A 25737-nucleotide genomic window follows, 5' to 3' on the forward strand; every position below is an offset into this window, starting at 1 on the left:
CTATAGTTTGATCGGCGCATTCTTCGTCCATCGGTTCTCGACCAACACCCTGATGGAGCGAAACATGCAAGAAATTATCGACGGCTTCCTGAAGTTTCAGCGCGACGCGTTTCCGCAGCGTTCCGAGCTTTTCAGGCAGTTGGCCACGAGCCAGCATCCGCGTACGTTATTCATCTCGTGCTCGGACAGCCGGCTCGTACCGGAACTTGTCACGCAGCGCGAGCCGGGCGACCTGTTCGTGATCCGCAACGCCGGCAACATCGTGCCGTCCTATGGCCCGGAACCGGGCGGCGTGACCGCCACGGTCGAATACGCGGTCGCGGCGCTCGGCGTCACCGACGTGGTGATCTGCGGTCACTCCGACTGCGGCGCGATGACGGCCATTGCCACCTGCAAGTGCATGGATCACATGCCGGCCGTGCGTAATTGGCTGCATTACGCGGATTCCGCGAAAGTCGTCAACGAGGCGCGCGAGCACAAGAGCGAACACGACCGGGTCGACTCGATGGTGCGCGAAAACGTGATTGCCCAACTCGCGAACATCAAGACTCATCCTTCCGTACGACTTGCACTCGAACAAGGACATCTGGCTCTGCACGGCTGGGTGTACGACATCGAAACCGGCTCGATCGATGCGCTCGACGGCACGACGAACCGCTTCGTTTCTCTCGCGGAACAGCCGCATGTTCGTGCAACCCCGGCTCGACTCAACCTCGCTGCCTGAACGACTTCCGTTCAATTTCACGCCATTTCAAGGAGCATCATCATGACGCAATCGCAATATAGCCAAGCCCCCCGTGAAGCACTGGCCGACGCGATCATCGACGCGAAGGTCCGCAAGAACCTGACGTTCGAGCAGATCAACGAAGGCACGGGCCTCAGCGTCGCATTCGTCACCGCCGCACTGCTCGGCCAGCATCCGTTGCCGGCCGACGCCGCGAAGGCCGTGGCCGACAAGCTCGAACTCGGCGAAGACGCAGTTCGCCTGCTTCAAACCATCCCCGTGCGCGGCAGCATCCCGGGAGGCGTGCCGACCGATCCGACGATCTACCGGTTCTACGAAATGGTACAGATCTACGGTTCGACGCTGAAGGCGCTGGTTCACGAGAAGTTTGGCGACGGGATCATCAGCGCGATTAACTTCAAGCTCGACATCAAGAAAGTCGACGACCCGGAAGGCGGCTCGCGCGCCGTCATCACGCTCGACGGTAAGTATCTGCCGACCAAGCCGTTCTGAGGCCAGCAGGGAGTCGTTTCTTACGGGGACGACTCCACCGCGTTGATTTGGAATACCTATCAAACAATTGAAACGGTGAAGATTTCAGGCACTTTGGCCATCGCCGCATGCATCCGCTCAGACAATCGAAACAATCCGCCCGGTTGTGCGGTGGCGTCCCAGTTGAAAATCATCACCTGCTCGCGCACGGATTCCCGGCTGCCGTATCCGCCGGTATATCGGATAGTTGGCGATCATTCACAAGCATTGAACCGGGAAGGCCCGCCGGAAAAGGCTATGCCCGTCAAATCGCCTTTACGCCGAATACCGAACCGGCAGCGCCGTCGAATACTTGATCTGCTCCATGGCAAAACTGGAACTCACGTCATAAAGCGGCACGGCGGCAATAAGAAGCTTATAAACCCGGTCATAGTCATCGATGTCAGACACCACGACCCGCAACAGATAATCGGTTTCCCCGCTCATCCGATAAACCTCCACGACCTCCGGTATCTGCTGCACCGCGCGCGTGAAGGTCTGGGCCCACTCCTCCGTATGCTGATTCGTGCGCACCGCGACGAACACCGTCGTGCCCACCCCAAGCTTGCGCGCATCGCATAACGCCACCTGTGCACGAATCACGCCGGCCTCTTTCAGGCGCTGCAGCCGCTTCCAGCAGGGCGTTTGCGACAGATTCACGCGCTGCGCCAGCTCGGCGATCGGCATGGTCGCATCCTCCTGCAACAGCTCCAACAGCTTCCGGTCGATGATATCCATTCCCATCATGACACCCCCATAGGAAATTATTCTACTTTTGAGACTCCGAGGGGAATTATATGGAAACTCTTTCTCCGAGCAAACGGGTATAAATGTCGCTATCCGAAAATAACTCCCAGACAGCCGCACGGCTGCGCGACGATCATGAGCCAAGCCCTTCGTAACGCCCTTATCGCCCCTCTCTCAGCGCGGGTCGCCGCTTCATCTCAGTTGACCAACTCGCCTGAACACGCCGACGCGCAATCGGACGTGCACTCAGCCGCCCAGCGCACCGCTCCCCTCGCCCATCTGTGCGATGCGCTCGACGCCATCTTCGAGGCCTGCGCGGCATTCCCCGAGCCGTCGGATTCCACGTTCTTCGCGCGCAGTATGCGCATTGCGCTGGCTCACGCCGCGGCCAGCCCCAATTTGCTGACGTCGGCGCAACGCGAAGGCACGGCGGAAAACTACCGCCGTCATCTGCTGGCCGCCGATCCGCACGGCCGCTATGCGATCGCCGCGCTGGTGTGGCTGCCGCACCAGGCGAGCCCTGTCCACGCGCACCACACCTGGTGCGGCTACGCGGTGCTGGACGGCACGCTGAGCGAAACGATATTCGAATGGAACGATGCACGGCATTGCGCCAGCGCGACCCGCACACAAGCGCGCAAGCACGGCGCGGTGTCGTTCGTGCGTGGCGGTCGCGGCGGGATTCATCAGTTGGGTAATCGCGGCGACGCGCCGGCCGTTTCCCTGCATGTTTACGGCGTCGCGGGCGAGCGGATGTCGACGCACGTCAATGACATCGTCCGCACGGCCGATGCGCCGGCACTGGCCTGATTTGATCGATCGTTAAACGTAGGTTCCGGCCTGGCCAGGCTGCAATGGCACGCTTTCACTGCGGTACAAGACAGCAACGCGTCAGCCGGTCGAACACGTCACCGGCCGGCGCATCCATCGCCGGCGGCCCAATCCGCGGCAACGTCTATCAACTCTTCCCGCCCGCTTCGCCAGCCGTCGGAATCTGCGGCGGGATCGGCGCGGTCTGCCCGGTCGGCGGCGGTGCCGGACGCGGTTCGTGGGACACGTCGCGCGCCACCGTCAATGGCGCATGCACGCCCCGCGACGCGGAAGCTGAAAACGAGTCCGCACCCGTCTGCGCAGGACCATGTCCCTGCGGCACGAACCCGGACATCTCATCGTCCCGCAAAGGCTGCCCTTCGCTATCCTTCGACGACGTGTACACCCGCATCTGCGGCACCGGAATCTCAATGCCGGCTTCGTCCATCTTGCGTTTAAGCCGCAGATTGAACGCACGCGCGACGCTCCATTGCTGCAGCGGCCGCGTCTTGATCTGCCCTTTGACGACCATCCAGTTCGGATCGAAACGGTCGAGTCCCCACACCTCGATCGGGCCAAGCATCTCGCGCCGGTAACGGAAATCGGCCATCAGATCGGCGCCGACTTCGCGAATCAACTGCGTGATCTGATCGACGTCGGTGGAAAACGACATGCGCACTTCGAACACCGCGTACGCGAAATCGCGCGACAGGTTCTTGACGATCTTGATCTGCGAGAACGGAATCGCGTGGATCGCGCCCTGTCCATCGCGCAAGCGCACGGTCCGGATCGACAGATGCTCGACCGTGCCCGCGTGACCGCCGTCCACGTCGATCCAGTCGCCAACCGAAATCGTGTCTTCGATAATGATGAACAGCCCCGTGATCAGGTCGGTCACGAGCGACTGCGCGCCAAAGCCGATCGCCAGACCGATCACCCCGGCGCCCGCCAGTAGCGGCGTGACGTTGATCCCGAGGTTGGCCGCCGTAACGATCCCGGCGACCGTCATGATCGACACCAGCAGCACGTTTCGCACGAGCGGCAGCATCGTGCGAGCCCGCATGCTCGGACCGCGCCCCTTGTTGCGCGAGCCGCCGGGACTGAGCGCCTCGGTGATTGCCGTGTCCACCAGAATCCACAACAGCCACGCGATAAACACCGTGGCGATGATGGCCGTCACCGCATGCGCGATTCCGCGCGCCGCGACGTTTTCCTCGATCACTTCCGCGAGCGACACCCCCCACAAGCGCGCCGCGAGTTCAAAGAAAAACAGCCAGATGAAGAGCGTCAGCAGCGTGCCGCAAAACCGCAGCAAACGCGTCAGATACGGCGAGCGGCGACGGGAACGCGCGTTGCGCGGACGCGTCATGCGCAACACGACGGCCGAGAGGAAAAACGCCAGCACCAGCAGCAGCGCGGTCACCACCGAAATCTGCAGCACGTTCTCGCTGGACCCGGACCCGCCAAGCGTGGCGACCACCGAGGCGGTTGCCAGCACCAGCACCGGCACATGCCAGAGCGCGGCGAGCACCTCGAAGGCATCGGTCGCGGCCTTGTGGTCGGTCCGTTGCTGATACGGCCGGTTGCGGATCAGATGCGCGATCGGCCGACGGAACGCCAGCGCGAAGTAACCGGCGAGAATCGCGGCCGTCATATTGGCCGCCGTCGAAATCAACGCGGCGAGATTCGAACCGAGCTGATGCGCGACGTCGTAATTGACGGCTGCGTCGCCGAGCGCCCCGCACACGCCGACCAGGAACAGCAGGCGCCGCGCGTGATCGATCAGCAGGCGCACCGCCACCCGCCGGTGCCCCGAGCCGAACAGCGAAAACATGATCAGGCAGATCGCCGAAAACACCGCGCCCGCGACGATCGCATACGCGACCACCATGCCGAGCGTTCGGCCGAGCGCATCGGGCATCGCGCGGACAAAAAGCAGCGCGGCAAGAAACGCGACGATCCACGGCCCGACACGGCGCAGCGCGAAGATCAGCAACTCGCCCGTGGTGGGATTCGGGTTGAGTCCCATGAGAATGCCGAACCGCCGGTACAACCGATGCTGCACATAGACCAGCGCGCCGGCACAGGCGCCCCAGCCGGCCAGCATCGCGATCATCGAGAACAGGATGCGGCCGAAGCTTTCCTGACCCTGGCCCGAGACGATCGTGTACAGCTCGTTGCCGGCCGCGTTGAAGCGGCCGCCCCAATAGCGCACCGGCGTGCGGCCCTGATGCACGTCGGATTCGAACGCCGCAATGCCCGACGCGATCGCGCCGAGCAAGCCGGGACTCGCTTGAGCCGGCGCGGGCGGCGCGACGTTCTGCGAGACGGCGCGCAGCTTCTTGAGCTGGGTGACGAGCGCGGTACGCTGGCGGTCGTTGTCGAGCGTGGCGATCACACTGTCGAGCGAGCGCGCCAGTTCCGCCTGGCTTGCGGCGGTCGGCGCGGACGCGGCATCCGCCGCTGAGGCGCCGGACGCCGCGGCGGGCGGGTTCGCCGTCGCGCTGTTGATCAGGCTTTGCAACGCGGGAATCACCGGTGTGCTGGTCGCCACGCCGGCGGCCCAGGCATTCACAGGCAGCGAGCCGGCGCACAGGATCAGCACGGCACAGAACGCGGCCGTCCAAGCGCCGAACCATGCACTGAAACAAGCACGGAACCACGCGGCAAAACGCGCGCGAGCGCCATGGCAACGGCAAATGCCGGGCCCCTCACGAAGCGCGGAAAAATGAAACACGGCGTGAATCGCCGGCTGCCCGCCGTTGGACGGCGCAGCCTCGGACTCACGCCGCAATGGGCATGACTGCATGGCAATCCGTAAGAAAACGGGAGACGCCAGTGTAGCCGCAGTTTTATCGGGCGCGACCGAACATGCGTAACCGAATGTTAGGACGCCGCGCGCCGATGCCTTCACCAGCACACTGCGCGCGGTCCCGTCCTAGGCCGGAAAGCCGGCTCTGTCCGCCGTCAAACTCAACAAGCTCAATACGCCACCGTCGCGATCTGACGAATGAAACGCCCCTGCTCCAACTCGTCGACGAAGGCGACCGCATAGTCTTCCGCCGAAATCCGGCTATTGCCTTGTGCATCGGCCAGCAGCGTGTTCGTGCCGGTGCGGAACGTGCCGGTGCGCTCGCCCGGCGCGATCAGCGCGGCCGGCGCGAAGAAGGTCCAGTCGAGATCGGTGACGCCGCGGTAGTACGTCAGCACGTCGCGATGCGCGAGCGCGACCGCTTTGTACGCGTCCGGGAAGCCTTCCGTATCGACCAGCTGTTTGCCCGGCGCGACTTCGAGCGAACCTGCGCCGCCGACCGCCACGAGGCGCTTCAGGCCCGCCGCGCGCACGCCGTCCACCAAGGCTCGGGTCGCCGTGCCCACCACCGTGGCTTCGCCTTGCGGCGGCGAATACGCGCTCGCCACCACGTCATGCCCGCGCACCGCGGCGCCGACGCTCGCCGCGTCGAGTAGATCCGCCTGCACCGCGGTCAGATCCGCCACGCCGGCCGGCACGCGCGCCGGGTTGCGCACCAGCGCCGTCACCTGATGCCCGCGGCGCGCGGCTTCCGTGGCGATTCGCGAGCCGATCATGCCGGTGGCGCCAAACAACGCGATCTTCAATAGCTTACTCATTTCAATACTCCTGTGATTGGCTTATATGTAACTATGTCGATTACATATAGAGCGAAAAAAAGAGGGGCCCAAGCCCCTGTCCGCGATCAGGCACGCATGTCGTTTCGACATGCACATGCGCCCTCCCGCCCTGCTACTTCTTCGCGACGTCGCCACCGGCGTGATGCGCGCGCCGCTTGCGTTCCCGCTGCCGCTCGGCCCGCACCACGTCCGCCGTGGCATCGGCCAGCGTCCGTGCGCCGAGCGACGCCTCCATGGCCCGTTGCGCGTCGTCGACGATGCCACGTAGCACACCCTGGATATGACGCCCGACCATGCACGCCGGATTCGGCTCCTCGCGATGCAATGCGAATAATTGCGCGTCGTCCACCGCCCGATATACCTCGAGCAGACTGATCTGCTCCGGCGGCCGCGCGAGTAGCGCGCCGCCGCCCGCGCCGAGTTGCGAGGTGGTGAGACCCGCCTCGGCCAGCATGGACAACAGCCGCCGGATCAACGCGGGATTCGTGTTGACACTGCCCGCGATCATTTCCGACGAGAGCGGCACGCCCTCCTGCAACGACAGCAGCGCGAGCACGTGCACCGCGAAGGCAAACCGGCTACTCGTATTCACAGCAAACCTGCCCGGCGACGACAATGTGTAACCATGGTAATTACATTTAATCCGACTGTCAAACGGGTGACCCGGCCAAGCGGCCCGGTCACTTGTCCATCTGCTTTTGCGCGTCGCTCGAATCGCCCATGGACGATCCCGAAGCCGACGCATTCGCCGCCGACGCCGAGTTTTGCGCCGACCAGTCCTGCAGCTTGCGCCCGGCGGTTTCGAGGCCCTGCCCGGTCAGCGACGCGGCCTTGCCGAGCTGCGCGTTGGCCGAACTCGCCGCGCTCTGCAAATTCGCCTGCGCGGTCGACGCCAATGCGCTGGGATCGATCTTGATGGACGGCGCGGAGGCTGCCGAGTCGAGGTTCTGCTGGGCGGCATCTTTGGTCGCGTCGACCTGCTGGCCGACATAGCTGGCCGCCTGATCGAGTTTCTGACTGGCGACCTGCGCGGCATTGTTGAGCGTGCCGGCAACCTGTCCCGCCGACGCGTCGTTCTTCTGACAAGCCGCCAGCCCGCCGAATACGACGAGGACGACGGCGGCACGGCGCAACAAACGCGAATGGAGCAATGAAATCATGGTTTAGTGTGAGCCGCATCGAGCGGCTTCCGCTTGCGAAAACGCGCCAATGATACGCCGTCGCATCGCACATCGGCCTTTGCGTGCCTTCGAGCGGCCAGGCACGCGAGCTCAGGCCGCACGTTCAGCGTCGCTAGCGGCAATGCGTATCGAGTCAAATCGCATCACGCCGCACCGCTTCGCCATCTGACCACGCATCGCGTTCGTTGATCGCGTAGCTCGCGTTGATCGCCTGCATCGTCGCGGTTCTGTCAAACGGGTTGGAGTAGACTGCCGAAGCGTATTTCCGCGCTCGATGTGTAGCGTTGCTCAATTGGAGGCATGCAATGGCAGCAAAGAAAATCCTGTTCCTGACCGGCGACTTCGCCGAGGATTACGAAACGATGGTGCCGTTCCAGGCACTGCAGGCAGTCGGCCATATCGTCGACGCCGTGTGCCCGAACAAGAAGGCGGGCGATCGCATCAAGACGGCGATCCACGATTTCGAAGGCGACCAGACCTACACCGAGAAGCCGGGCCATCTGTTCGCGCTCAACGCATCGTTCGACGACGCCGATCCGCGTCAGTACGATGCGCTGGCCATCGCCGGCGGCCGCGCGCCGGAGTATCTGCGGCTCAATCCGAAGGTCATCGAACTGGTGCGGCAATTCGCCGAAGCTGGCAAGCCGATCGCCGCGATCTGCCACGCCGCGCAACTGCTGGCCGCCGCCGACGTGATTCGCGGCAAGCGCATCTCCGCCTACCCGGCCTGCGCGCCGGAAGTGAAAATGGCCGGCGGCGACTACGCCGACATTCCGGTCGACGCCGCGATCACCGACGCCAATTTCGTCACCGCGCCCGCATGGCCCGCGCATCCGGAATGGCTGCGTCAATTCCTCGTGCTGCTCGGCACCCGGATCGAGCTCTGATCCGCCCTGAGCGCTGAGCTTTAGCTTTAGCTTCAGCGCCGGCCCAGCGGCGAACGCGTTGCCCGATGCGGCAAGCCGCGCTCGCCGCCTTCCATCCCAAATTTGAGACTCGTCCGATAGTGTTCAACGGAGGGGCTTCCTATAGTCGCCGATCGACTTGGGAGGGTCTTCCGATGGAACTGACCGATTGGATCGTCATGCTCGCCGTCACGTTGATGGCGATTATTTTTTTCTGCGCACGCACGCGGGCCGGCTGGTCGCGCGAGAACCGCGCGCGGCGTCTGGCCGGCACACGTCTGCTGGCGCAGGCCGCGTGCTCGCTATGGGGCGCGCTGCTGATTATCGAACGCAGTCTGGTCACACTGGAAGGTTTGGGCGGCCGGCATCTTGGGCCGGTCGAAGCACTCGCGAGCGTCGTCGTTCTGGCAGCGTTCGGTTGCTACTGGTCGATCCGCGGCCGCCGCCTCCTTAGACCCCGGCAACTTTTCACCGCGTGCTGACGCTCGCGCCCAATTTCGTTCCACCCGCCGTTGGCCGGCCGCATCCCGCATGGGCGGCCCCCTGCCGCATCAGCCCGCGCTGACACCCGGCTTCTCATCCACAACTTGGCTTGTCGCGCTGCCACTCACTATCAGGTTCGTGCGGTCACGCCCCTCGACGTCACGCGGCAGGTTGCGCGGTCCGCCCACCGGTTGAACCCCAGCCGCGGGCGCTGCCGGCGCAACGCGCGATTCGGCAGCCAGTTGCGCCGACCTGGCCTCGGCTTCGGGCAGCGACAGATAAAACGTCGTGCCCACCCCTTCTTTCGATTCCGCCCACACGCGTCCGCCGTGGCGCTCCACCACGCGGCGCACGAGCGCCAGACCGATGCCCTCGCCGGCCGCCGCGTTACCGTGCAGCCGCTGAAACGCATTGAATAGCCGCGGCAAGGCGACGGCCGGAATGCCCAAACCGTTGTCCCGCACGTAGAAAATTCGCAGCGAGTGCACGCCCGGCGGCGCTGCCGTCGTGCCGATTTCGATCCGGCCTTCGCGCGCCAGGTCGAGATAGTTCACCGCATTGCCGATCAGATTGGCGAACACCTGTTCGAGCGCGGTCGGATCGCCCCACACCGCGGGCAACTCATGCACGCTGACATGCGCATGCCGCGCCCGGATCGAGCCTTGCATCGCGTCGATCACGCGCGGCACGATATCGCGCACTTCGACCTTCTGCTGCCGGTACTCGACGCGGCCGACGCGCGACAGTCGCAACAGCGCGTCGATAATGTGCGACGCGCGCAGCACGGCCGTCTGCAGATAGTGCAGTGCTTCGCCGATGTCCTCGTCGACCACCCGCTCGATCCGCTGCCGCGCCTCGGCGCCGAGCGACGACTCGCGCACCGCCGCGCGCAGTTCGTCGCACGCGCGGATCAATTCCTTCGAAAAACCCTGCAGGTTCACCAGCGGCGCACGCAGATCGTGCGACACGCTGTAGATGAACATTTCGTTTTCCTGAGTCTGTTGCCGCAAGGTCTCGTTGATTCGTGCGAGTTCGCCGGCGCGGCGCGCGAGGTCGGCCTGAAAGCGCGCCTGGATCCGCTCGGCTTCGAGCAGGCGCCGGCTGGTGTCGTGCAAGGTCAGATCGAGCCGGGCGATTTCGTCGCGGCCCGGGCCGATCGGCGCCAGCGGCTCATTGCCGGCCAACCGTCCGGCGTTGTCGGACAGCAAGGCGAGCCGGCCGCGCACGCCGCGCGTAAACAGCCAGACGGCCAACGCGACGAACAGCAGCGAGCCGAGCACGGCCGCGACCACGAGAATCTGCTGGCGTTCGCGCGCGGATTCCGCGGCATTCGAGCGCAGTGCGTCGAGGCGTCGCTCTTCGGACTGGAATGCCGCCACCTGCTGCCGGAAACGATCGAGCACGTCGGCGGCCGCCAGATCGCGGAAACGATCGAGCACATCGCGCCGCCGGCCGGAATGCAGCATGTCCTGCACGCGGTCCGACCATTGGCGATAAGCCTGTGCCGCCTGCCGCACCTGCACGACCCGCTCGACCTGTGCCGGATTGTCGGCCACCAGGTCGGCCAGTTGATCGATCCGCCGGTCGACGTCCATCCATACCGTGACCGGCGTGACAAAGCGCGCGTCGTTGGCGAGCACCGCACCGCGCAGCGCCACGGATTCGCCCAGCACCGGATCGAGAATCGCGGTGGTCTGGCGCAGCACGTCTTCGCTATGGATCGCCCAACGCTCCGCCTGCGTCGCGTCCGACTGCGCCTTCACCAGGCCGGACAGAAGCGCCAGTTCGAAGAGGGCCGGAATTGCGATCAGCAACAGGCCTTTGGTGGTCAGTCTCATGCGTGCGCGGTAGAAGTCGGTAGCCGGCAGATCGTGCTCGGGACGGCACATTATGTCGGCGTTTGCACGGGAAACAAAGCGGCCACGCCATGAACCAGGTCTGAGCCGCCAGGCGCCGCGGACGCGTGCAGCGAATCCGCATAAATCGTTGGGTGATTGAATGAAAAGTAAGCAATTCACAAGGTCATGCACGAGTTTGAATCACGGCGCCCTGCGATGAACGGAGACGCACTTAAATAGTGCTTTATACGAAACTAAAGGTGCAAATAACCCGGTGTCGTAATTTTCCGGATCGCCACACCCGCCCATTCCGGTGCGTCATTGCACCGCCACCGCGTTTGTCGGCACCTATTTGGCCCACTTCTTGCATTCACTGCCCGCTTTTTGCCAATAAGCGGGACACCTCGATGGAAAGTCTGAAAACCGGCACCGACACCCTGTTCCTTTTGCTGGGCGCGGCCATGGTGCTCGCCATGCACGCAGGGTTCGCATTCCTCGAACTCGGTACGGTCCGCAAAAAGAATCAGGTCAATGCACTCGTCAAAATTCTGGTGGACTTTTCGGTCTCGACGATTGCGTATTTCTTCATCGGCTACACCATCGCGTATGGGGTGCGGTTCTTCGACAGCGCCGAGACATTGGCCGCACATAACGGTTATGCGCTGGTGCGCTTCTTCTTCCTGCTGACCTTCGCCGCCGCGATTCCGGCCATCGTGTCCGGCGGTATCGCCGAGCGCTCGAAATTCAATCCGCAACTGTTCGCGACCTTCGTGCTGGTCGGCTTCGTTTATCCGTTCTTCGAAGGGATCGCCTGGAACGGACGCTTCGGCATTCAGGACTGGCTGACCCACGCCTTCGGGATGCCGTTCCACGACTTCGCCGGCTCCGTGGTGGTGCACGCGTTCGGCGGCTGGGTCGCGCTGCCGGCGGTGCTGCTGCTGGGTCCGCGGCACGGTCGCTACCATCGCGACGGCGGCATCGCCGCGCATCCGCCGTCGAACATTCCGTTTCTGGCGCTGGGTGCGTGGGTGCTGGCGGTCGGCTGGTTTGGCTTCAACGTGATGAGCGCGCAGACCGTCGACAAGATCAGCGGCCTCGTCGCCGTCAATTCGTTGATGGCGATGGTCGGCGGCACGCTGACCGCGTGGCTCGCGGGCCGCAACGACCCCGGCTTCACGTACAACGGGCCGCTGGCCGGCCTCGTGGCGGTCTGCGCCGGGTCGGATCTGATGCACCCGCTGGGCGCACTGGTAACGGGCGGTATCGCCGGCGTGTTGTTCGTCCATATGTTCACGTGCGTGCAGAACCGCTGGCGTATCGACGACGTGCTCGGCGTATGGCCGCTGCATGGCTTGTGCGGCGCATGGGGCGGCCTCGCGGCGGGCATCTTCGGTCTGCGCGCGCTGGGCGGCATGGGCGGCGTGTCGTTCGGCGCGCAGCTGGTCGGCACGCTGGGCGGTATCGCGGTGGCGACGCTCGGCGGCACGCTGGTGTACGGCGCGATTCGCCTGACGGTGGGCTTGCGGCTCGATCAGGAAGAGGAGTACAACGGCGCGGATCTGTCGATTCACCGGATCTCGGCGACCTCGGAGTGAGCCGCGCCCCGTCGCGCCACCCTGTCCCCACAAGCACTCGCCAATGTTAGACTTGCGCCCTGGAGATGGCATTCTCCCTTAACCGCCCTCGGGCTGATGATGCCTGCTACGCCCGGATGATTGCGGACGCGGCATCGCGCATTGTCCGCCCAGGCCGGTTTGTCGACCCTCCTGTCTTGCCAGGTCTCCTCCCATGTATTGGTCCATTCTTGCTGTCGCCATTGGCGGCGCACTCGGTTCGCTATTTCGCTGGTTTCTCGGCATCCGCCTGAACGGCGTGTTCACCGGCCTGCCGCTCGGCACGTTCGCCGCCAATGTGATCGCCGGTTACGTGATCGGCGTTGCGGTCGCCGGCTTCGCGCGCGCGCCACAGATCGCGCCGGAATGGCGGCTGTTCGTCATCACGGGGCTGATGGGCGGCCTGTCTACCTTCTCCACGTTTTCCGCGGAAGTCGTGCAACGCCTGCAGGACGGTCGGCTCGGCTGGGCAGCGGGCGAGATCGTCCTTCACGTCGGCGCGTCGCTGATGATGACCATGCTCGGCATCGCCACCGTCTCGCTGCTGTCGCGGTAACGGCAACGGCGCACTGACGGCGCGCTGAAACACGAACGAAGCGCACGGCGAACGGCGTCTTTCGAGCGAACGCGTCGCAAGACCGGGCCAAACGCCTTGCTGCGGTCACGAGCCGACAGCTATAATCGGCCCCTCTTCGGGGAGTAGCCGCCCTGGACTTCAGGTTCAGGGGCTCGCGTCAACATACTTGCCCGGTCGCCAGACCGGTCATGGCGCGTGCAGCGTTTCGCCTGGCAAGACCGATGACTCACACTCCCACCAGCCGGGTCGCGGGAGTGCGTGTCATCGTGTATTGACCGTGCGGCCCGGTTATAAAAAATCTCCATGCAATCATTCCTCGTCTCCACAAGCGTGGTCGGGCTCGCCGAAATCGGCGACAAGACCCAGTTGCTATCGCTGGTCCTGGCCGCGCGGTATCGCAAACCCATCCCGATCGTGCTTGGCGTGTTCGCCGCGACCCTGATCAACCACGCCTGTTCCGGCGCGCTAGGCGCCTGGCTTGCCAGCGTCATCCGGCCGGAGATCATGAACTGGGCGGTCGTGGCGTCGTTCGCGGTCATGGCGGTGTGGATTCTTGTTCCGGACAAGCTCGACGACGCCGACACCTTGCCCATGAAGGATTCGATGGGCGTGTTCGGCACGACCGCGATCACGTTTTTCATTGCGGAAATGGGCGATAAGACGCAAATCGTGACGGTCGCGCTGGCAGCACGATTTCACGAATTTTTCGGCGTGGTGGCTGGTACGACGCTGGGCATGATGCTGGCCAACGTGCCGGTGATCTATCTGGGACACAAGTTCGCCGACCGTCTGCCGACGAAGGCCGTGCATATACTGGCGGCGGTCATCTTCGTGGTGCTCGGCGGTTTCGCGTTGCGCACGGCGCTTTACCCCGACGCCCACCCAATGTTCTGATCCTTGCCCCTGTCCCGGTAAAGAGGCCGACACGATGTCCGAACGCATGTCCGACGAAGCACTTCGACGCATGGCCTCCATGATCGCGCTCGGGGTCGCGCTGGGGCTGGTGGTCGTCAAGGTGTGGGCGTGGCTGGCAACGGGCTCCATTTCCCTGCTGACTTCCGCGGCCGACGGGTTGGTGGACGTCGTGGCGTCCTCGGTGACGTTTGCGGGTGTCCGCTATGCCGCGCGGCCCGCCGATCGCGGGCATCGCTACGGTCACGGCAAAGCCGAAGCGGTCGCCGCTTTCGTCCAGGCACTGCTGCTGGCGGGCGCCGCGCTCGGGCTCGGCGCCGAGTCCATTCATCGCCTCTTCGTGCCGGAGGTATTGAACCAGACGGGCCTCGGCATCTGGGTGATCGTCGCCAGTTCCGTGATCGCGGCGGGACTCGTCGGCATGCAGACGCTCGTGGTCCGGCGCACGGGTTCCACCGCGATCGCCGCCGACCGGGCTCACTATGTCACGGACGTGGCCGTCAATCTCGCGGTGCTGGTCGCGCTTCTGCTCGAACGCTTTCTTGACTGGACCCGTGCCGATGCCATCGGCGCCCTGGCCATCTCCGTGTACATGGTGTGGAATGCGCGGGGCATGGCGGCGCAGGCTTTGCTGCAACTGCTCGACCGTGAACTGGACGAAGCGGATCGCACGCGGATCGAGGCGGCGGTGCTCGGCTGCGACGGCGTGAAAGGCCTGCACGATATGCGGACCCGCAATGGCGGCGACCGGGTCTTCGTCGAGTTTCATGTGGAAGTCGACGGATCGCTCACGGTCGAAGCGGGCCATACGATCGGCGACAACGCCGAAAAAGCGGTGCAGCGTTTATTCCAGGCCGCCGATGTCGTTGCGCATCTCGAGCCGGCGGGCATCAAGGACGAGCGCTTGGACGACCTGGTCGCCTAGCACGTTGCCGTTGCCGATGAATCACGAGCGCGACGTCACGCGAACGTTATTACATAAACCTTTCATGCATGCTATGCTCGCCGCTGTCTTTGGGGAGTAGCCGGCTTCTATCTGCGTAGAAGCGCCTGCGTCAACATTCTCGGTCGCGCAGACCGTGGTGCAGGTAGCCCTTGGGTTGGCAAGACCATCGACACATCACGCGACCGGTCGGGCGCGCGGTGTGTCGCGGTTTCCGCCCGACCTCGAGCGCCTCCTTTCATGAATCCCGTCGCCACACTGTTCCTCGCTTTCGCCATGTCCACCGACGCCTTCGCGGCCGCTATCGGCAAAGGCGCCACGCTGCATCGCCCGCACTGGCGCGAAGCGCTACGCACGGGTCTCATCTTCGGTGTGATCGAAGCGCTGACGCCGCTGGCCGGATGGTTCGTCGGCAAGGCGGCGGCGCAATACGTGTCCGCCTGGGATCACTGGATCGCGTTCGCGCTGCTGTCCATCCTCGGCGCGCGCATGATCCGCAACGGCTTCGAGGCCAGCGAAGCCGACGAGAAAAAACCGGCCGCGCACTCGTTCTGGCTGCTGGCGTTGACCGGCTTCGCCACGAGTATCGACGCCATGGCGGTCGGTGCGGGTCTCGCCTTCGTCGACGTCAATATTTACTCGACCGCGGCGGCAATCGGACTAGCCACTGCAACGATGGTCACGATCGGCGTGCTGCTCGGCCGTGTGATCGGCGACGTGGTCGGCAAGCGCGCGGAGATGGCGGGTGGCGTGGTGTTGATCGGCATTGGCTGCATCATTCTCGTGGAGCATTTGCAGTTGCTTTGAGGGCCGTCGGGCTGGCGTATTCCGGCCATTGGTCAAGGCGCGGTTTTCGGTTTTCGAGCACGAGACCCTAGCGGAAACCGTAGCTCGGGTTATGCGGGTCGAAGGCTTCGTCCGTCCATGCATGGGGGACGACGACCATTGCCGCAACGACAATGAAACCGTGATCCGCTTGAGTGCGACTGCTGGACCACCTATAACCACGCATCAGGTTCTCCGCCGCGCGCATGCAATCCGCACGCACTAACGACTAAACATCAGCCGCGCGCGATTATTCCTTGGCATTGGAAATAACTTGCTTACTGAAAATGTCACGCGTATCCGGCCGGCGAAAAAAAAGGCGTCACGTTGCCGTGACGCCTTAAAAAGTTCTAGCCATTCCGAGGGCCGTGCTAGAACCTGAGAGACGGTATTCGAAAGAGTTGACCCAACGATGCGGCGCCCTGAAGGACGCGCGGCACAGACTGTTACGGTGGACTGTTTGAAGACACTCGACCAGACACTGCGCGGGCCACGGCGGGGTTCCTGACATTCAAAATAAAGAACCTGAAACCGTCTTTCGAAATGAGATTCCATTTTTTATGGTTATGCTGACTAAGTCAAGCAAAATCTAAAGAGACGTTCCTCGTCCCGGCAAAATATTCCGATACAATGAATCTTCTGATGAAAAATGCAGTTTATGCCCCATTTTGGGGCCTGTCAGCGATACTTCCCGGGACCGTCGCCACAGGGGCCGCGTCCAAAAAACTGAAATAAAGTTCCACAAAAACCACATGAACAGACCTAAGCCCTCCCGGCCCGACGTGGACCCGCTGAAAGACAAAGAAGGTTCGAGCGACGAAGTCACCGCGCTCGCCCGCGGTCTGACCGTCTTGCGCGCGGTCGCCGCGGCCGACGCGCCGCTCAGCAATCGCGAACTGACCGAGTTGACCGGCATTCCAAAGCCCACCGTGTCGCGCATCACCGCCACGCTGGTCGGTGCGGGCTTCCTGTTCAGACTGCCGGACAGCGAGCGCTTCGTGCTGACCTCGTCGGTGCTGGAGTTGAGCAACGGCTTCCTGCGCAATTTCGACATCCGCGCACGCGCCCGGCCGTTTCTGATCGCGCTCGCCGAGCGCACCGCACTGTCCGTCCATCTGGCAGTGCGCGACCGTCTCGACATGGTCGTGATCGACGCAATCCGTCCGCGTTCGGCGGTGCTCGTGTCGCGCCTCGAAATCGGCTCGCGGATGAACCTGAGCCGCACCGCCATCGGCCGCGCCTATCTGGCCGCACTCGCGCCGGCGGATCGGGACGCGCTGCTGATCGGCCTGCAAGCCGCCGAAGGCGACGACTGGGGCCACGTCGGCAACCGCCTCGACGCGGCGCTGGAAGATACCATCGAACGCGGTTATGCGATCGCCACGGGCGAATGGCACAACGGCCTGAACGCGATTGCACTGGGCTTCACCGGACCCTCGGGTGAGCGCTATGCGGTCAATTGCGGCGGCTCTGCCGACCAGTGCCCGCGCGACTGGCTGATTTCGCGCGCGGCGCCTGCCCTGCTCGAATGCGTGGCGCAAATCGTGCTGGAGATCGGCGGCACGCCAGGACGTCGGCTCGATACCTGACAGGTCGCGGCGGTGGGCCACAATACACGCCGCACGGCGTCATGAGCGCCTCAATCCATCCTGTAACCTTCGTAATCAAAGGAAAAAAACACGGGTGGACTGTTACAGAGCCGAAGACGTAGGATCATGCATTCCCGTCGCGGGCCGCGGCGCCGGCCGGGCGTTATCCCCTTAGATAACACCCCGTCGGCCATTTATTGACGCCGCATTGCGTTAACATCTTTGTCCCGCGCCTCCGGTAGCATCGCGCAGAACAAGCACGCCGCTCCCGCTGTCGAAACCGCCTGTCACGCCCGCGTGCCGGTCCGCCTGAAGTCGAAGCGGCTCGACCGCGCGAGCGGCTCACTCAAAGCCAGCCACCAGACCGAACCGATGGACGAACAACAAAAGCATTCGGAAACCACTCGCCCTGCCACTCCGGCTTCCCAACCGTCCACTAGCGGCGGCCCAGCGCATTCGTCCGGCTACGCGCCAGGCGCGGTCAAGCGGCATCGCGGCCGGAACATCGCGCTGATCGTCGCGGCGCTGGTGATCCTCGGCGTCGTGCTGTGGCGCTGGCATCCGTGGGGCGGCCCCGGCGGCGGCGCAAGCGGGGCAGCCGGCGCCAGTGGCGCGAGCGGCGGCGGTCGTGGTGGCCGCGGCGCCATGGCTAACCTGGCGCAACCGGTTCACGTGGCCACGGCAACGCAAGGCGAAATGCCGGTCGTGCTGACCGCGCTCGGCACGGTCACCCCGCTGGCCAATGTCACCGTGCTGCCGCAGTTGAGCGGCACGCTGCAGGACGTGTTCTTCAAGGAAGGCCAGATGGTCAAAAAGGGCGACGTGCTCGCCCAGATCGACCCGCGCCCGTATCAGATCTCGCTTGAAAACGCGCAAGGCACGCTCGCCCGCGACCAGGCGTTGCTGCAAACCGCCCGCCTCGACCTGAAGCGCTATCAGACCCTGCTCGCGCAAGACTCGATCGCGAGCCAGCAGGTCGACACGCAGGCTTCGCTGGTGCGGCAATACGAAGGCACGGTGAAATCCGACCAGGCGAACATCGACACGTACAAGCTCGACCTCATCTACGCGCGCATCACTGCGCCGGTGTCCGGGCGCGTCGGCTTGCGCCAGGTGGATCCGGGCAACTACGTGACACCGAGCCTGACCAACGGTCTCGTCGTGATTACGCAGTTGCAGCCGATCAGCGTGATCTTCACCACCTCCGAAGACAACCTGCAACAGATCATCCAGCAGACCCAAACGGGCGCGAAGCTGTCGGTCACCGCGTACGACCGCAGCAACACCACATCGCTCGAAGGCGGTACGCTCGAAACGCTGGACAACCAGATCGACACCACGACGGGCACCGTCAAGCTGCGCGCGATTTTCCAGAACCCGAACAACCTGCTGTTCCCGAACCAGTTCGTCAATACGCGCCTGCTGGTCGATACGATCAAAGATGCGGTGATCGTGCCGACCACCGCCGTGCTGAACGGCTCGATGGGTCAGTTCGTCTACGTCGTGAAGCCGGACAACACGGTCACCGTGCGGCCGGTCAAGGTCGGCCCGGTGGACGGCGAGCGCACCAGCATCAAGTCGGGTGTGCAGGTCGGCGAGCGCGTGGTGATCGACGGTTCGGACCGCCTGAAGGAAGGCGCCAGGATCACGATCCCGGCCGACAAGCCGCGCGGCGCGTCGGGCGCACGCGGTGCCCATGGTGCCAGCGGCGCGGCTGCGGCCTCGGGCGCATCCGGCACGCGCGGACACCATCGCAAACACGCGACGCAAGACTCGCAATAAAGGCACGGCACTTACCGCATGAATCCATCCCGCGCTTTTATTCTGCGTCCCGTCGGCACCGCGCTGCTGATGGCGGCGATCATGCTGGTCGGTCTCGTCGCGCTGCGCTTCCTGCCGCTCTCCGCGCTGCCCGAGGTCGACTATCCGACCATCCAGGTGCAGACCTTCTATCCGGGCGCGAGCCCGGACGTGATGACCTCGTCCGTGACCGCGCCGCTCGAGCGGCAGTTCGGGCAGATGCCGTCGCTGAATCAGATGTCGTCGCAGAGCTCGGCCGGTTCGTCGATCATCACGCTGCAGTTCAGCCTCGATTTGCCGCTGGATATCGCCGAGCAGGAAGTCCAGGCCGCGATCAACGCGGCGGGCAATCTGCTGCCGTCGGACCTGCCCGCCCCGCCGATCTATGCCAAGGTCAATCCGGCCGACGCGCCGATCATCACGCTCGCCATCACCTCGAAGACGATGCCGCTGACCGACGTGCAGGATCTGGCCGACACGCGTCTCGCGCAGAAAATTTCGCAGGTCGCGGGCGTGGGTCTGGTGAGCCTGTCCGGCGGCCAGCGCCCGGCCGTGCGCATTCAGGCGAACCCGCGCGCGCTGGCCGCGTACGGTCTGAATCTGGACGATCTGCGCACCACGATTTCGAACCTGAACGTCAACACGCCGAAGGGTAACTTCGACGGCCCGACGCGCAATTACACGATCAACGCGAACGACCAGCTCACCGACGCCGAGGCGTACAAGAGCGCGGTGATCGCGTACAAGAACGGCCGCGCGGTGATGCTGACCGACGTCGCGACCATCGTGCAGGGCGCGGAGAACACCAAGCTCGGCGCGTGGGTCGACGGTACGCCCGCGATCATTCTGAACGTGCAGCGCCAGCCGGGCGCGAACGTGATCCAGGTGGTGGACAGCATCAAGGCGCTGCTGCCGCAATTGCAGCAATCGCTGCCCGCCGCGCTCGACGTGCGGATCGTCACCGATCGCACCACCACGATCCGCGCTTCCGTGCGCGACGTGCAGTTCGAACTGGCCATGTCGGTCGTGCTGGTGGTGCTGGTCATGTACCTGTTCCTCGCCAACGTCTACGCGACCATCATTCCGAGTCTGTCGGTGCCGCTGTCGCTGATCGGCACGCTCGCCGTGATGTACCTGTGCGGCTTCTCGCTGGATAACTTATCGTTGATGGCGCTGACCATCGCGACCGGCTTCGTGGTCGACGACGCGATCGTGATGATCGAGAACATCGCGCGTTACGTCGAAGAAGGCGAGGATCCGCTCGAAGCCGCGCTGAAGGGCTCGAAACAGATCGGCTTCACGATCATTTCGTTGACCGTGTCGCTGATCGCCGTGCTGATTCCGCTGCTCTTCATGGGCGACGTGGTGGGCCGTCTGTTCCACGAATTTGCGATCACGCTGGCGGTGACGATCGTGATTTCGGCGGTGGTGTCGCTCACGCTCGTGCCGATGATGTGCGCGAAGCTGTTGCGCCACACGCCGCCGCACGAGAGCCACCGCTTCGAAGCGAAGGCCCACCGGGCGATCGACTGGGTGATCGCCCGTTACGCCGTGGCGCTCACGTGGGTGCTGGAGCGCCAACGCTCCACCTTGTTCGTCGCGCTGCTCACGCTGGTGCTGACCGGCGTGCTGTACGTCTTCATTCCGAAGGGCTTCTTCCCGGTGCAGGACACCGGCGTGATCCAGGCCATTACGCAGGCGCCGCAGTCGGTGTCGTATGCGTCGATGGCCGAGCGCCAGCAGGAACTCGCCGCGCAGATCCTGAAGAATCCGGACGTGGAAAGCCTGACCTCGTTTATCGGCGTGGACGGCAGCAATATCACGCTGAACAGCGGCCGCATGCTGATCAACCTGAAGCCGCGCGACGACCGTAGCAATACCGCGAGCGACGTGATCCGCCAATTGCAGAAAGATGTCCAACACATCGCGGGCGCGTCGCTGTACATGCAACCGGTGCAGGATTTGACGATCGATTCGACCGTCAGCCCGACGCAGTATCAGTTCATGCTGACCGATCCGAATATCGGCGAATTCACCACGTGGGTGCCGAAGCTGGTCGACCGGCTGAAGCAGTCGCCCGAACTCGCCGACGTCGCGACCGACCTGCAGGACAACGGCCAGTCGGTGTACATCGAGATCGACCGCGCCACGGCGTCGCGCTACGGCATCACGCCCGCTACGGTGGATAGCGCGCTGTACGACGCGTTCGGGCAACGCATCATCTCGACCATCTTCACGCAGTCGAATCAGTACCGCGTGATCCTCGAAGCCCAGCCGTCGATGCAGCACTACACCGACTCGCTGAATTCGATCTACCTGCCCTCCTCGACGTCGTCGGGCGGACAGGTGCCGCTGTCCTCGATCGCGCGCTTCACCGAGAAGCCCGCGCCGTTGCTGGTCACGCACCTGAGTCAGTTCCCGGCCACGACCGTGTCGTTCAACCTCGCGCCGGGCTCGTCGCTCGGCGCCGCGGTCAAGGCGATCGATCAGGCGCAGAAGGACATCGGCTTGCCGGCGTCGTTCCAGACGCGCTATCAGGGCGCGGCGCTGGCGTTCCAGGCGTCGCTGTCGAACGAACTGTTCCTGATTCTCGCGGCCATCGTCACGATGTATATCGTGCTCGGCGTGCTGTACGAGAGCTTTATTCACCCGATCACGATTCTGTCGACGCTGCCCTCCGCCGGCGTCGGCGCATTGCTGGCGCTGCTGATCACCGGGCACGATCTCGACATCATCGGCATTATCGGCATCGTGCTGCTGATCGGTATCGTGAAGAAGAACGCGATCATGATGATCGACTTCGCGCTCTACGCGGAGCGCGAGGAAGGCAAGCCGCCGCGCGAGGCGATCTATCAGGCGTGTCTGCTGCGTTTCCGGCCGATTCTGATGACCACGCTCGCCGCGCTGCTCGGCGCGTTGCCGCTGATGCTCGGCACGGGCGCGGGTTCCGAACTGCGCCGGCCGCTGGGTATCGCGATTGCGGGCGGTTTGATCGTCAGCCAGTTGCTGACGCTGTTCACCACGCCGGTGATCTACCTCGCGTTCGACTCGCTGGGCCGTCGCGCGCGTGAACGTTTCAACCGTAGCAAGCCTACGTCGCCCGCCACCGATGCAGGGAACTGAGCGATGAACCTGTCGCGTCCGTTTATCTCCCGCCCGGTCGCCACCACGTTGCTGGCGGTCGGCATTGCGCTGGCCGGCGTGTTCGCGTTCACCAGGCTGCCGGTGGCGCCGCTGCCGCAGGTCGATTTCCCGACCATCTCGGTGCAGGCCAGCTTGCCGGGCGCGAGCCCGGATACGGTGGCCACGAGTGTGGCCAGCCCGCTCGAGCGACATCTCGGCTCGATTGCCGACGTCACCGAAATGACCTCGATGAGTTCGGTCGGCTCGACCCGTATCACGCTGCAATTCGGCTTGAATCGCGACATCGACGGCGCCGCGCGCGACGTGCAGGCGGCCATCAATGCCGCGCGCGCCGACCTGCCGGCCAGCTTGCGCAGCAACCCGACGTATCACAAGGTCAATCCGGCCGACGCGCCGATCCTGATTCTGGCGCTCACGTCGAAGACGCTGACCGCCGGGCAGCTGTACGACTCCGCGGCGACGGTGCTGCAGCAGTCGCTGTCGCAGGTGGATGGCGTCGGCGAAGTGGACGTGAGCGGCTCGGCGAATCCGGCGGTGCGCGTCGAACTCGAGCCGAATATGCTGTCCCATTACGGCATCGGTCTCGAGGACGTGCGCGCAGCACTGGCCGCGGCGAACGCGAACAGCCCGAAGGGTTCGATCGAGTTCGGCGCGAACCGCGTGCAGATCTATACCAACGATCAGGCGAGCAAGGCGTCGCAGTACAAGGACCTGATCATCGCGTATCGCAACGGCTCGGCGGTGAAGCTGTCCGACGTTGCCGAGGTGGTCGATTCGGTCGAGGATCTGCGCAATCTCGGCCTCTTCAACGGCAAGCGTTCGGTGCTGGTGATTCTGTACCGCCAGCCGGGCGCCAACATTATCGACACCATCGACCGGGTGATGGCGATGCTGCCGCAACTGCACGCATCGCTGCCGGCCGACGTCGACATCGCGCCGGCGGGCGACCGCTCGACCACGATCCGCGCGTCGCTGAAGGACACCGAGCGCACGCTGCTGATCGCCGTCGCGCTGGTCACGATGGTCGTGTTCCTGTTCCTGCGCAATTGGCGCGCGACGCTGATTCCGAGTATCGCCGTGCCGATTTCGATCATCGGCACGTTCGGCGCGATGTATCTGCTGGGCTTTTCGATCGACAACCTGTCGTTAATGGCCTTGACCATCGCGACCGGCTTCGTGGTCGACGACGCGATCGTCGTGCTGGAGAACATCTCACGGCACATCGAAAACGGCGTGCCGCGCATGAAAGCCGCGTTTCTCGGCGCGCGCGAGGTGGGCTTCACGGTGCTGTCGATCAGTATTTCGCTGGTCGCCGTGTTCCTGCCGATTCTGCTGATGGGCGGCATCGTCGGGCGGCTGTTCCGCGAGTTCGCGCTGACGCTGTCGCTGGCGATCGGCGTATCGCTGATCGTCTCCCTCACCCTCACGCCCATGATGTGTTCGCGCCTTTTGCGCGAACCGCACGAGCAGAAGGAAGAAGGCCGTTTCGCGCAGTGGCTGGAACGCGGCTTCGCGAGCATGCAGCGCGGCTATGAGCGCACGCTGGGATGGGCGCTGCTGCATCCGCGCCTGATCGTGGCGATTCTGATCGCGACGATCGGCTTGAACGTGTGGCTGTACATCATCGTGCCGAAGGGCTTTTTTCCGCAGCAGGACACGGGCCGCATGATCGGCGGCATTCAGGCCGACCAGAGCACGTCGTTCCAGGCAATGAAAGGCAAATTCGCGCAGATGATGGAGATCGTCGGCAAGAATCCCGCCGTGGATAGCGTGGCCGGTTTTACTGGTGGACGGCAAACCAACTCCGGCTTCATGTTCGTGACCCTGAAGCCGAAGAGCCAGCGCAAGCTGTCGGCGGATCAGGTGATCCAGCAACTGCGCGCCCCACTCGGCGACGTGGCCGGCGCGCGAACGTTCCTGCAAGCGGTGCAGGATATTCGCGTCGGCGGGCGGCAATCGAACGCGCAGTATCAGTTCACGTTGCTCGCCGATTCGACGCCCGATCTGTACAAGTGGGGACCGTTGCTGACCGAAGCGCTGCAGGCGCGCCCCGAACTGGCCGACGTGAACTCGGACCAGCAGCAAGGCGGTCTTGAGGCAATGGTGACGATCGATCGCGCGACGGCTTCGCGGTTGGGGATCAAACCGGCGCAGATCGATAACACCTTGTATGACGCGTTCGGGCAGCGTCAGGTGTCGACGATTTATAACCCGTTGAACCAGTATCACGTTGTGATGGAAGTCGCGCCGAAGTACTGGCAGAGCCCGGATATGCTGAAGCAGATTTACGTCAGTACGTCGGGGGGCAGTGCTAGCGGTGCGCAGACCACCAACGCGCCGGCCGGGACGGTGACGGCTGCTGCTGCGGTGAGTTCTACCAGCGCTTCTACGGGTGGTACAGCGGGGACGACCGCTTCCAGCGTGGCCAGTATCGCGGCCGACTCGGCGCGCAATCAGGCGATCAACTCGATTGCGGCGAGCGGGAAGTCGAGTGCTTCTTCTGGGGCGGCTGTGTCGACCTCCAAAGAGACGATGGTGCCGTTGTCGGCGATCGCCAGCTTTGGGCCCGGGAATACGCCGTTGTCGGTGAACCATCAGAGCCAGTTCGTCGCGTCGACGATATCGTTCAATTTGCCGCCGGGGGTGTCGTTGTCGACGGCGACGCAGGCGATTTACGACACGATGGCGCAGATCGGCATGCCCGGCACCATTCATGGCAGCTTCCAGGGCACCGCGCAGGCGTTTCAACAGTCGATGTCGGATCAGCCGATTCTTATTCTTGCCGCGCTGGCGGCGGTTTATATCGTGCTGGGGATGCTTTATGAAAGCTATATTCATCCGCTCACGATTCTGTCGACGTTGCCTTCGGCGGGGGTTGGGGCGCTGCTGGCTTTGTTGCTGTTCAAGACTGAGTTCAGCATCATTGCTCTGATTGGCGTGATTCTTCTTATTGGTATCGTTAAGAAGAACGCGATCATGATGGTGGACTTTGCTATTGAGGCTTCCCGGCAAGGGCTGTCCTCGCGCGATGCGATTCATCAGGCGTGTTTGTTGCGGTTTCGGCCGATTATGATGACGACTTGTGCTGCTTTGTTGGGGGCTTTGCCGTTGGCTTTTGGGCGTGGGGAGGGGGCTGAGTTGAGGGCTCCTCTTGGTATCGCTATCGTCGGTGGGTTGATCGTTAGTCAGATGCTCACGCTTTACACTACGCCGGTTGTTTATCTTTATATGGATCGGATTCGGGTTCGGTGGGAGTCCAGGAAGGGGCGGCGGGAGGGGGCGGCGGCGGTTTGAGTTTTTTGCCTGTTCGGCGATTTTGGGTGCGGGCTTGCGGTGTTGGCCTTTTCTTGATTTGTTAGTGGTTTATTGGCGTTGCCCCTGTGCGGGGCAATGCTCTCAACTTAAGCCTAAGCCCCACCGCATCAAGCGAGTTTGTACGCGAGATGGAAGTGCGGTTTGGCTTT

General features: G+C 63.8%; 20 protein-coding genes and 3 riboswitches. Of the genes, 14 read left to right on the forward strand and 6 right to left on the reverse strand.

Features of this window, described 5'->3' with window-relative positions; all coding sequences use genetic code 11:
- Positions 1-64: 64 nt before the first annotated feature.
- The gene (locus BX591_RS23570; protein ID WP_111933712.1) at positions 65-724 is read left to right on the forward strand and encodes a carbonic anhydrase; all 660 of its coding nucleotides are present in this window, start codon (positions 65-67) and stop codon (positions 722-724) included.
- 42 nt (positions 725-766) lie between these two features.
- Entirely contained in the window at positions 767-1237 is a 471-nt protein-coding gene (gene cynS, locus BX591_RS23575; protein WP_111933713.1) for a cyanase, read from the forward strand.
- A 294-nt stretch (positions 1238-1531) separates the two neighbouring features.
- Here cynS and BX591_RS23580 read toward each other — a convergent pair whose 3' ends face one another.
- Positions 1532-1999: an Lrp/AsnC family transcriptional regulator gene (locus BX591_RS23580; RefSeq protein WP_111933733.1), complete on the reverse strand. Its 468-nt coding sequence runs from the start codon at positions 1997-1999 to the stop codon at positions 1532-1534.
- A gap of 138 nt (positions 2000-2137) precedes the next feature.
- Between BX591_RS23580 and BX591_RS23585 the strand changes: the two genes are divergently transcribed.
- A complete protein-coding gene (locus BX591_RS23585; protein ID WP_111933714.1) occupies positions 2138-2812 on the forward strand; it encodes a cysteine dioxygenase family protein in 675 nt (224 codons plus the stop codon).
- Positions 2813-2960: 148 nt separating this feature from the next.
- On the opposite strand, the gene BX591_RS23590 is transcribed toward BX591_RS23585, so the two are convergent.
- The 4 genes from BX591_RS23590 to BX591_RS23605 form a co-directional block, all read right to left on the reverse strand.
- Positions 2961-5621: a mechanosensitive ion channel domain-containing protein gene (locus tag BX591_RS23590; RefSeq protein WP_111933715.1), complete on the reverse strand. Its 2661-nt coding sequence runs from the start codon at positions 5619-5621 to the stop codon at positions 2961-2963.
- A gap of 173 nt (positions 5622-5794) precedes the next feature.
- On the reverse strand, positions 5795-6442 hold the full coding sequence (locus tag BX591_RS23595) for an NAD(P)-dependent oxidoreductase (protein WP_111933716.1): 648 nt from the start codon (positions 6440-6442) through the stop codon (positions 5795-5797).
- A 133-nt stretch (positions 6443-6575) separates the two neighbouring features.
- Positions 6576-7055, reverse strand: coding sequence for an Rrf2 family transcriptional regulator (locus BX591_RS23600; RefSeq protein ID WP_111933717.1), 480 nt, complete (start codon positions 7053-7055; stop codon positions 6576-6578).
- An 88-nt stretch (positions 7056-7143) separates the two neighbouring features.
- A complete protein-coding gene (locus BX591_RS23605) occupies positions 7144-7623 on the reverse strand; it encodes a BCAL1086 family glycoprotein (RefSeq protein ID WP_111933718.1) in 480 nt (159 codons plus the stop codon).
- A 326-nt stretch (positions 7624-7949) separates the two neighbouring features.
- Here BX591_RS23605 and BX591_RS23610 point away from each other — a divergent pair, with 326 nt between their 5' ends.
- Together BX591_RS23610 and BX591_RS23615 are read left to right on the forward strand one after the other, a co-directional pair.
- On the forward strand, positions 7950-8531 hold the full coding sequence (locus tag BX591_RS23610) for a DJ-1/PfpI family protein (protein ID WP_111933719.1): 582 nt from the start codon (positions 7950-7952) through the stop codon (positions 8529-8531).
- A 173-nt stretch (positions 8532-8704) separates the two neighbouring features.
- A complete protein-coding gene (locus BX591_RS23615; protein ID WP_111933720.1) occupies positions 8705-9031 on the forward strand; it encodes a hypothetical protein in 327 nt (108 codons plus the stop codon).
- Positions 9032-9100: 69 nt separating this feature from the next.
- Here the strand turns inward: BX591_RS23615 and BX591_RS23620 are convergent, their stop codons facing one another.
- Positions 9101-10870: a sensor histidine kinase gene (locus BX591_RS23620; RefSeq protein WP_111933734.1), complete on the reverse strand. Its 1770-nt coding sequence runs from the start codon at positions 10868-10870 to the stop codon at positions 9101-9103.
- 407 nt (positions 10871-11277) lie between these two features.
- Between BX591_RS23620 and BX591_RS23625 the strand changes: the two genes are divergently transcribed.
- From BX591_RS23625 to BX591_RS23665, 9 genes are all read left to right on the forward strand, one after another.
- Positions 11278-12465 (forward strand): ammonium transporter, encoded by a 1188-nt coding sequence (locus BX591_RS23625; protein ID WP_111933721.1) that lies wholly within the window; start codon positions 11278-11280, stop codon positions 12463-12465.
- Positions 12466-12517: 52 nt separating this feature from the next.
- Positions 12518-12578: riboswitch (Fluoride riboswitch) on the forward strand.
- A gap of 80 nt (positions 12579-12658) precedes the next feature.
- On the forward strand, positions 12659-13039 hold the full coding sequence (gene crcB, locus BX591_RS23630; RefSeq protein ID WP_111933722.1) for a fluoride efflux transporter CrcB: 381 nt from the start codon (positions 12659-12661) through the stop codon (positions 13037-13039).
- A gap of 126 nt (positions 13040-13165) precedes the next feature.
- Positions 13166-13349: riboswitch (yybP-ykoY riboswitch) on the forward strand.
- A 14-nt stretch (positions 13350-13363) separates the two neighbouring features.
- Positions 13364-13954: a TMEM165/GDT1 family protein gene (locus BX591_RS23635; protein WP_111933723.1), complete on the forward strand. Its 591-nt coding sequence runs from the start codon at positions 13364-13366 to the stop codon at positions 13952-13954.
- Positions 13955-14000: 46 nt separating this feature from the next.
- Positions 14001-14897, forward strand: coding sequence for a cation diffusion facilitator family transporter (locus BX591_RS23640; protein ID WP_244147100.1), 897 nt, complete (start codon positions 14001-14003; stop codon positions 14895-14897).
- Positions 14898-14976: 79 nt separating this feature from the next.
- Positions 14977-15148: riboswitch (yybP-ykoY riboswitch) on the forward strand.
- Between the two features lie 7 nt (positions 15149-15155).
- Positions 15156-15722, forward strand: coding sequence for a manganese efflux pump MntP (gene mntP, locus BX591_RS23645; protein WP_111933724.1), 567 nt, complete (start codon positions 15156-15158; stop codon positions 15720-15722).
- Positions 15723-16492: 770 nt separating this feature from the next.
- Positions 16493-17329, forward strand: a complete 837-nt coding sequence (locus BX591_RS23650; RefSeq protein ID WP_111933725.1) for an IclR family transcriptional regulator — start codon at positions 16493-16495, stop codon at positions 17327-17329.
- 372 nt (positions 17330-17701) lie between these two features.
- The gene (locus BX591_RS23655; RefSeq protein ID WP_111933736.1) at positions 17702-19111 is read left to right on the forward strand and encodes an MdtA/MuxA family multidrug efflux RND transporter periplasmic adaptor subunit; all 1410 of its coding nucleotides are present in this window, start codon (positions 17702-17704) and stop codon (positions 19109-19111) included.
- A gap of 18 nt (positions 19112-19129) precedes the next feature.
- Positions 19130-22252 carry an MdtB/MuxB family multidrug efflux RND transporter permease subunit gene (locus BX591_RS23660; protein WP_111933726.1) on the forward strand — a complete coding sequence of 1041 codons (3123 nt, stop codon included), beginning with the start codon at positions 19130-19132 and terminating at the stop codon, positions 22250-22252.
- Positions 22253-22255: 3 nt separating this feature from the next.
- On the forward strand, positions 22256-25567 hold the full coding sequence (locus BX591_RS23665) for an efflux RND transporter permease subunit (protein WP_111933727.1): 3312 nt from the start codon (positions 22256-22258) through the stop codon (positions 25565-25567).
- Positions 25568-25737 lie beyond the last annotated feature (170 nt).

The organism is Paraburkholderia bryophila, from assembly GCF_003269035.1.
GTDB classification, from domain to species: Bacteria; Pseudomonadota; Gammaproteobacteria; order Burkholderiales; family Burkholderiaceae; genus Paraburkholderia; species Paraburkholderia bryophila.

Excerpts from the sequence above, each read along its gene's own strand:
- BX591_RS23570 (WP_111933712.1), top strand. The coding sequence starts at position 65 with ATGCAAGAAATTATCGACGGCTTCCTGAAGTTTCAGCGCGACGCGTTT.
- cynS (WP_111933713.1), top strand. The coding sequence starts at position 767 with ATGACGCAATCGCAATATAGCCAAGCCCCCCGTGAAGCACTGGCCGAC.
- BX591_RS23580 (WP_111933733.1), bottom strand. The coding sequence starts at position 1,999 with ATGGGAATGGATATCATCGACCGGAAGCTGTTGGAGCTGTTGCAGGAG.
- BX591_RS23585 (WP_111933714.1), top strand. The coding sequence starts at position 2,138 with ATGAGCCAAGCCCTTCGTAACGCCCTTATCGCCCCTCTCTCAGCGCGG.
- BX591_RS23590 (WP_111933715.1), bottom strand. The coding sequence starts at position 5,621 with ATGCAGTCATGCCCATTGCGGCGTGAGTCCGAGGCTGCGCCGTCCAAC.
- BX591_RS23595 (WP_111933716.1), bottom strand. The coding sequence starts at position 6,442 with ATGAGTAAGCTATTGAAGATCGCGTTGTTTGGCGCCACCGGCATGATC.
- BX591_RS23605 (WP_111933718.1), bottom strand. The coding sequence starts at position 7,623 with ATGATTTCATTGCTCCATTCGCGTTTGTTGCGCCGTGCCGCCGTCGTC.
- BX591_RS23610 (WP_111933719.1), top strand. The coding sequence starts at position 7,950 with ATGGCAGCAAAGAAAATCCTGTTCCTGACCGGCGACTTCGCCGAGGAT.
- BX591_RS23615 (WP_111933720.1), top strand. The coding sequence starts at position 8,705 with ATGGAACTGACCGATTGGATCGTCATGCTCGCCGTCACGTTGATGGCG.
- BX591_RS23620 (WP_111933734.1), bottom strand. The coding sequence starts at position 10,870 with ATGAGACTGACCACCAAAGGCCTGTTGCTGATCGCAATTCCGGCCCTC.
- BX591_RS23625 (WP_111933721.1), top strand. The coding sequence starts at position 11,278 with ATGGAAAGTCTGAAAACCGGCACCGACACCCTGTTCCTTTTGCTGGGC.
- crcB (WP_111933722.1), top strand. The coding sequence starts at position 12,659 with ATGTATTGGTCCATTCTTGCTGTCGCCATTGGCGGCGCACTCGGTTCG.
- BX591_RS23635 (WP_111933723.1), top strand. The coding sequence starts at position 13,364 with ATGCAATCATTCCTCGTCTCCACAAGCGTGGTCGGGCTCGCCGAAATC.
- BX591_RS23640 (WP_244147100.1), top strand. The coding sequence starts at position 14,001 with ATGTCCGACGAAGCACTTCGACGCATGGCCTCCATGATCGCGCTCGGG.
- mntP (WP_111933724.1), top strand. The coding sequence starts at position 15,156 with ATGAATCCCGTCGCCACACTGTTCCTCGCTTTCGCCATGTCCACCGAC.
- BX591_RS23650 (WP_111933725.1), top strand. The coding sequence starts at position 16,493 with ATGAACAGACCTAAGCCCTCCCGGCCCGACGTGGACCCGCTGAAAGAC.
- BX591_RS23655 (WP_111933736.1), top strand. The coding sequence starts at position 17,702 with ATGGACGAACAACAAAAGCATTCGGAAACCACTCGCCCTGCCACTCCG.
- BX591_RS23660 (WP_111933726.1), top strand. The coding sequence starts at position 19,130 with ATGAATCCATCCCGCGCTTTTATTCTGCGTCCCGTCGGCACCGCGCTG.
- BX591_RS23665 (WP_111933727.1), top strand. The coding sequence starts at position 22,256 with ATGAACCTGTCGCGTCCGTTTATCTCCCGCCCGGTCGCCACCACGTTG.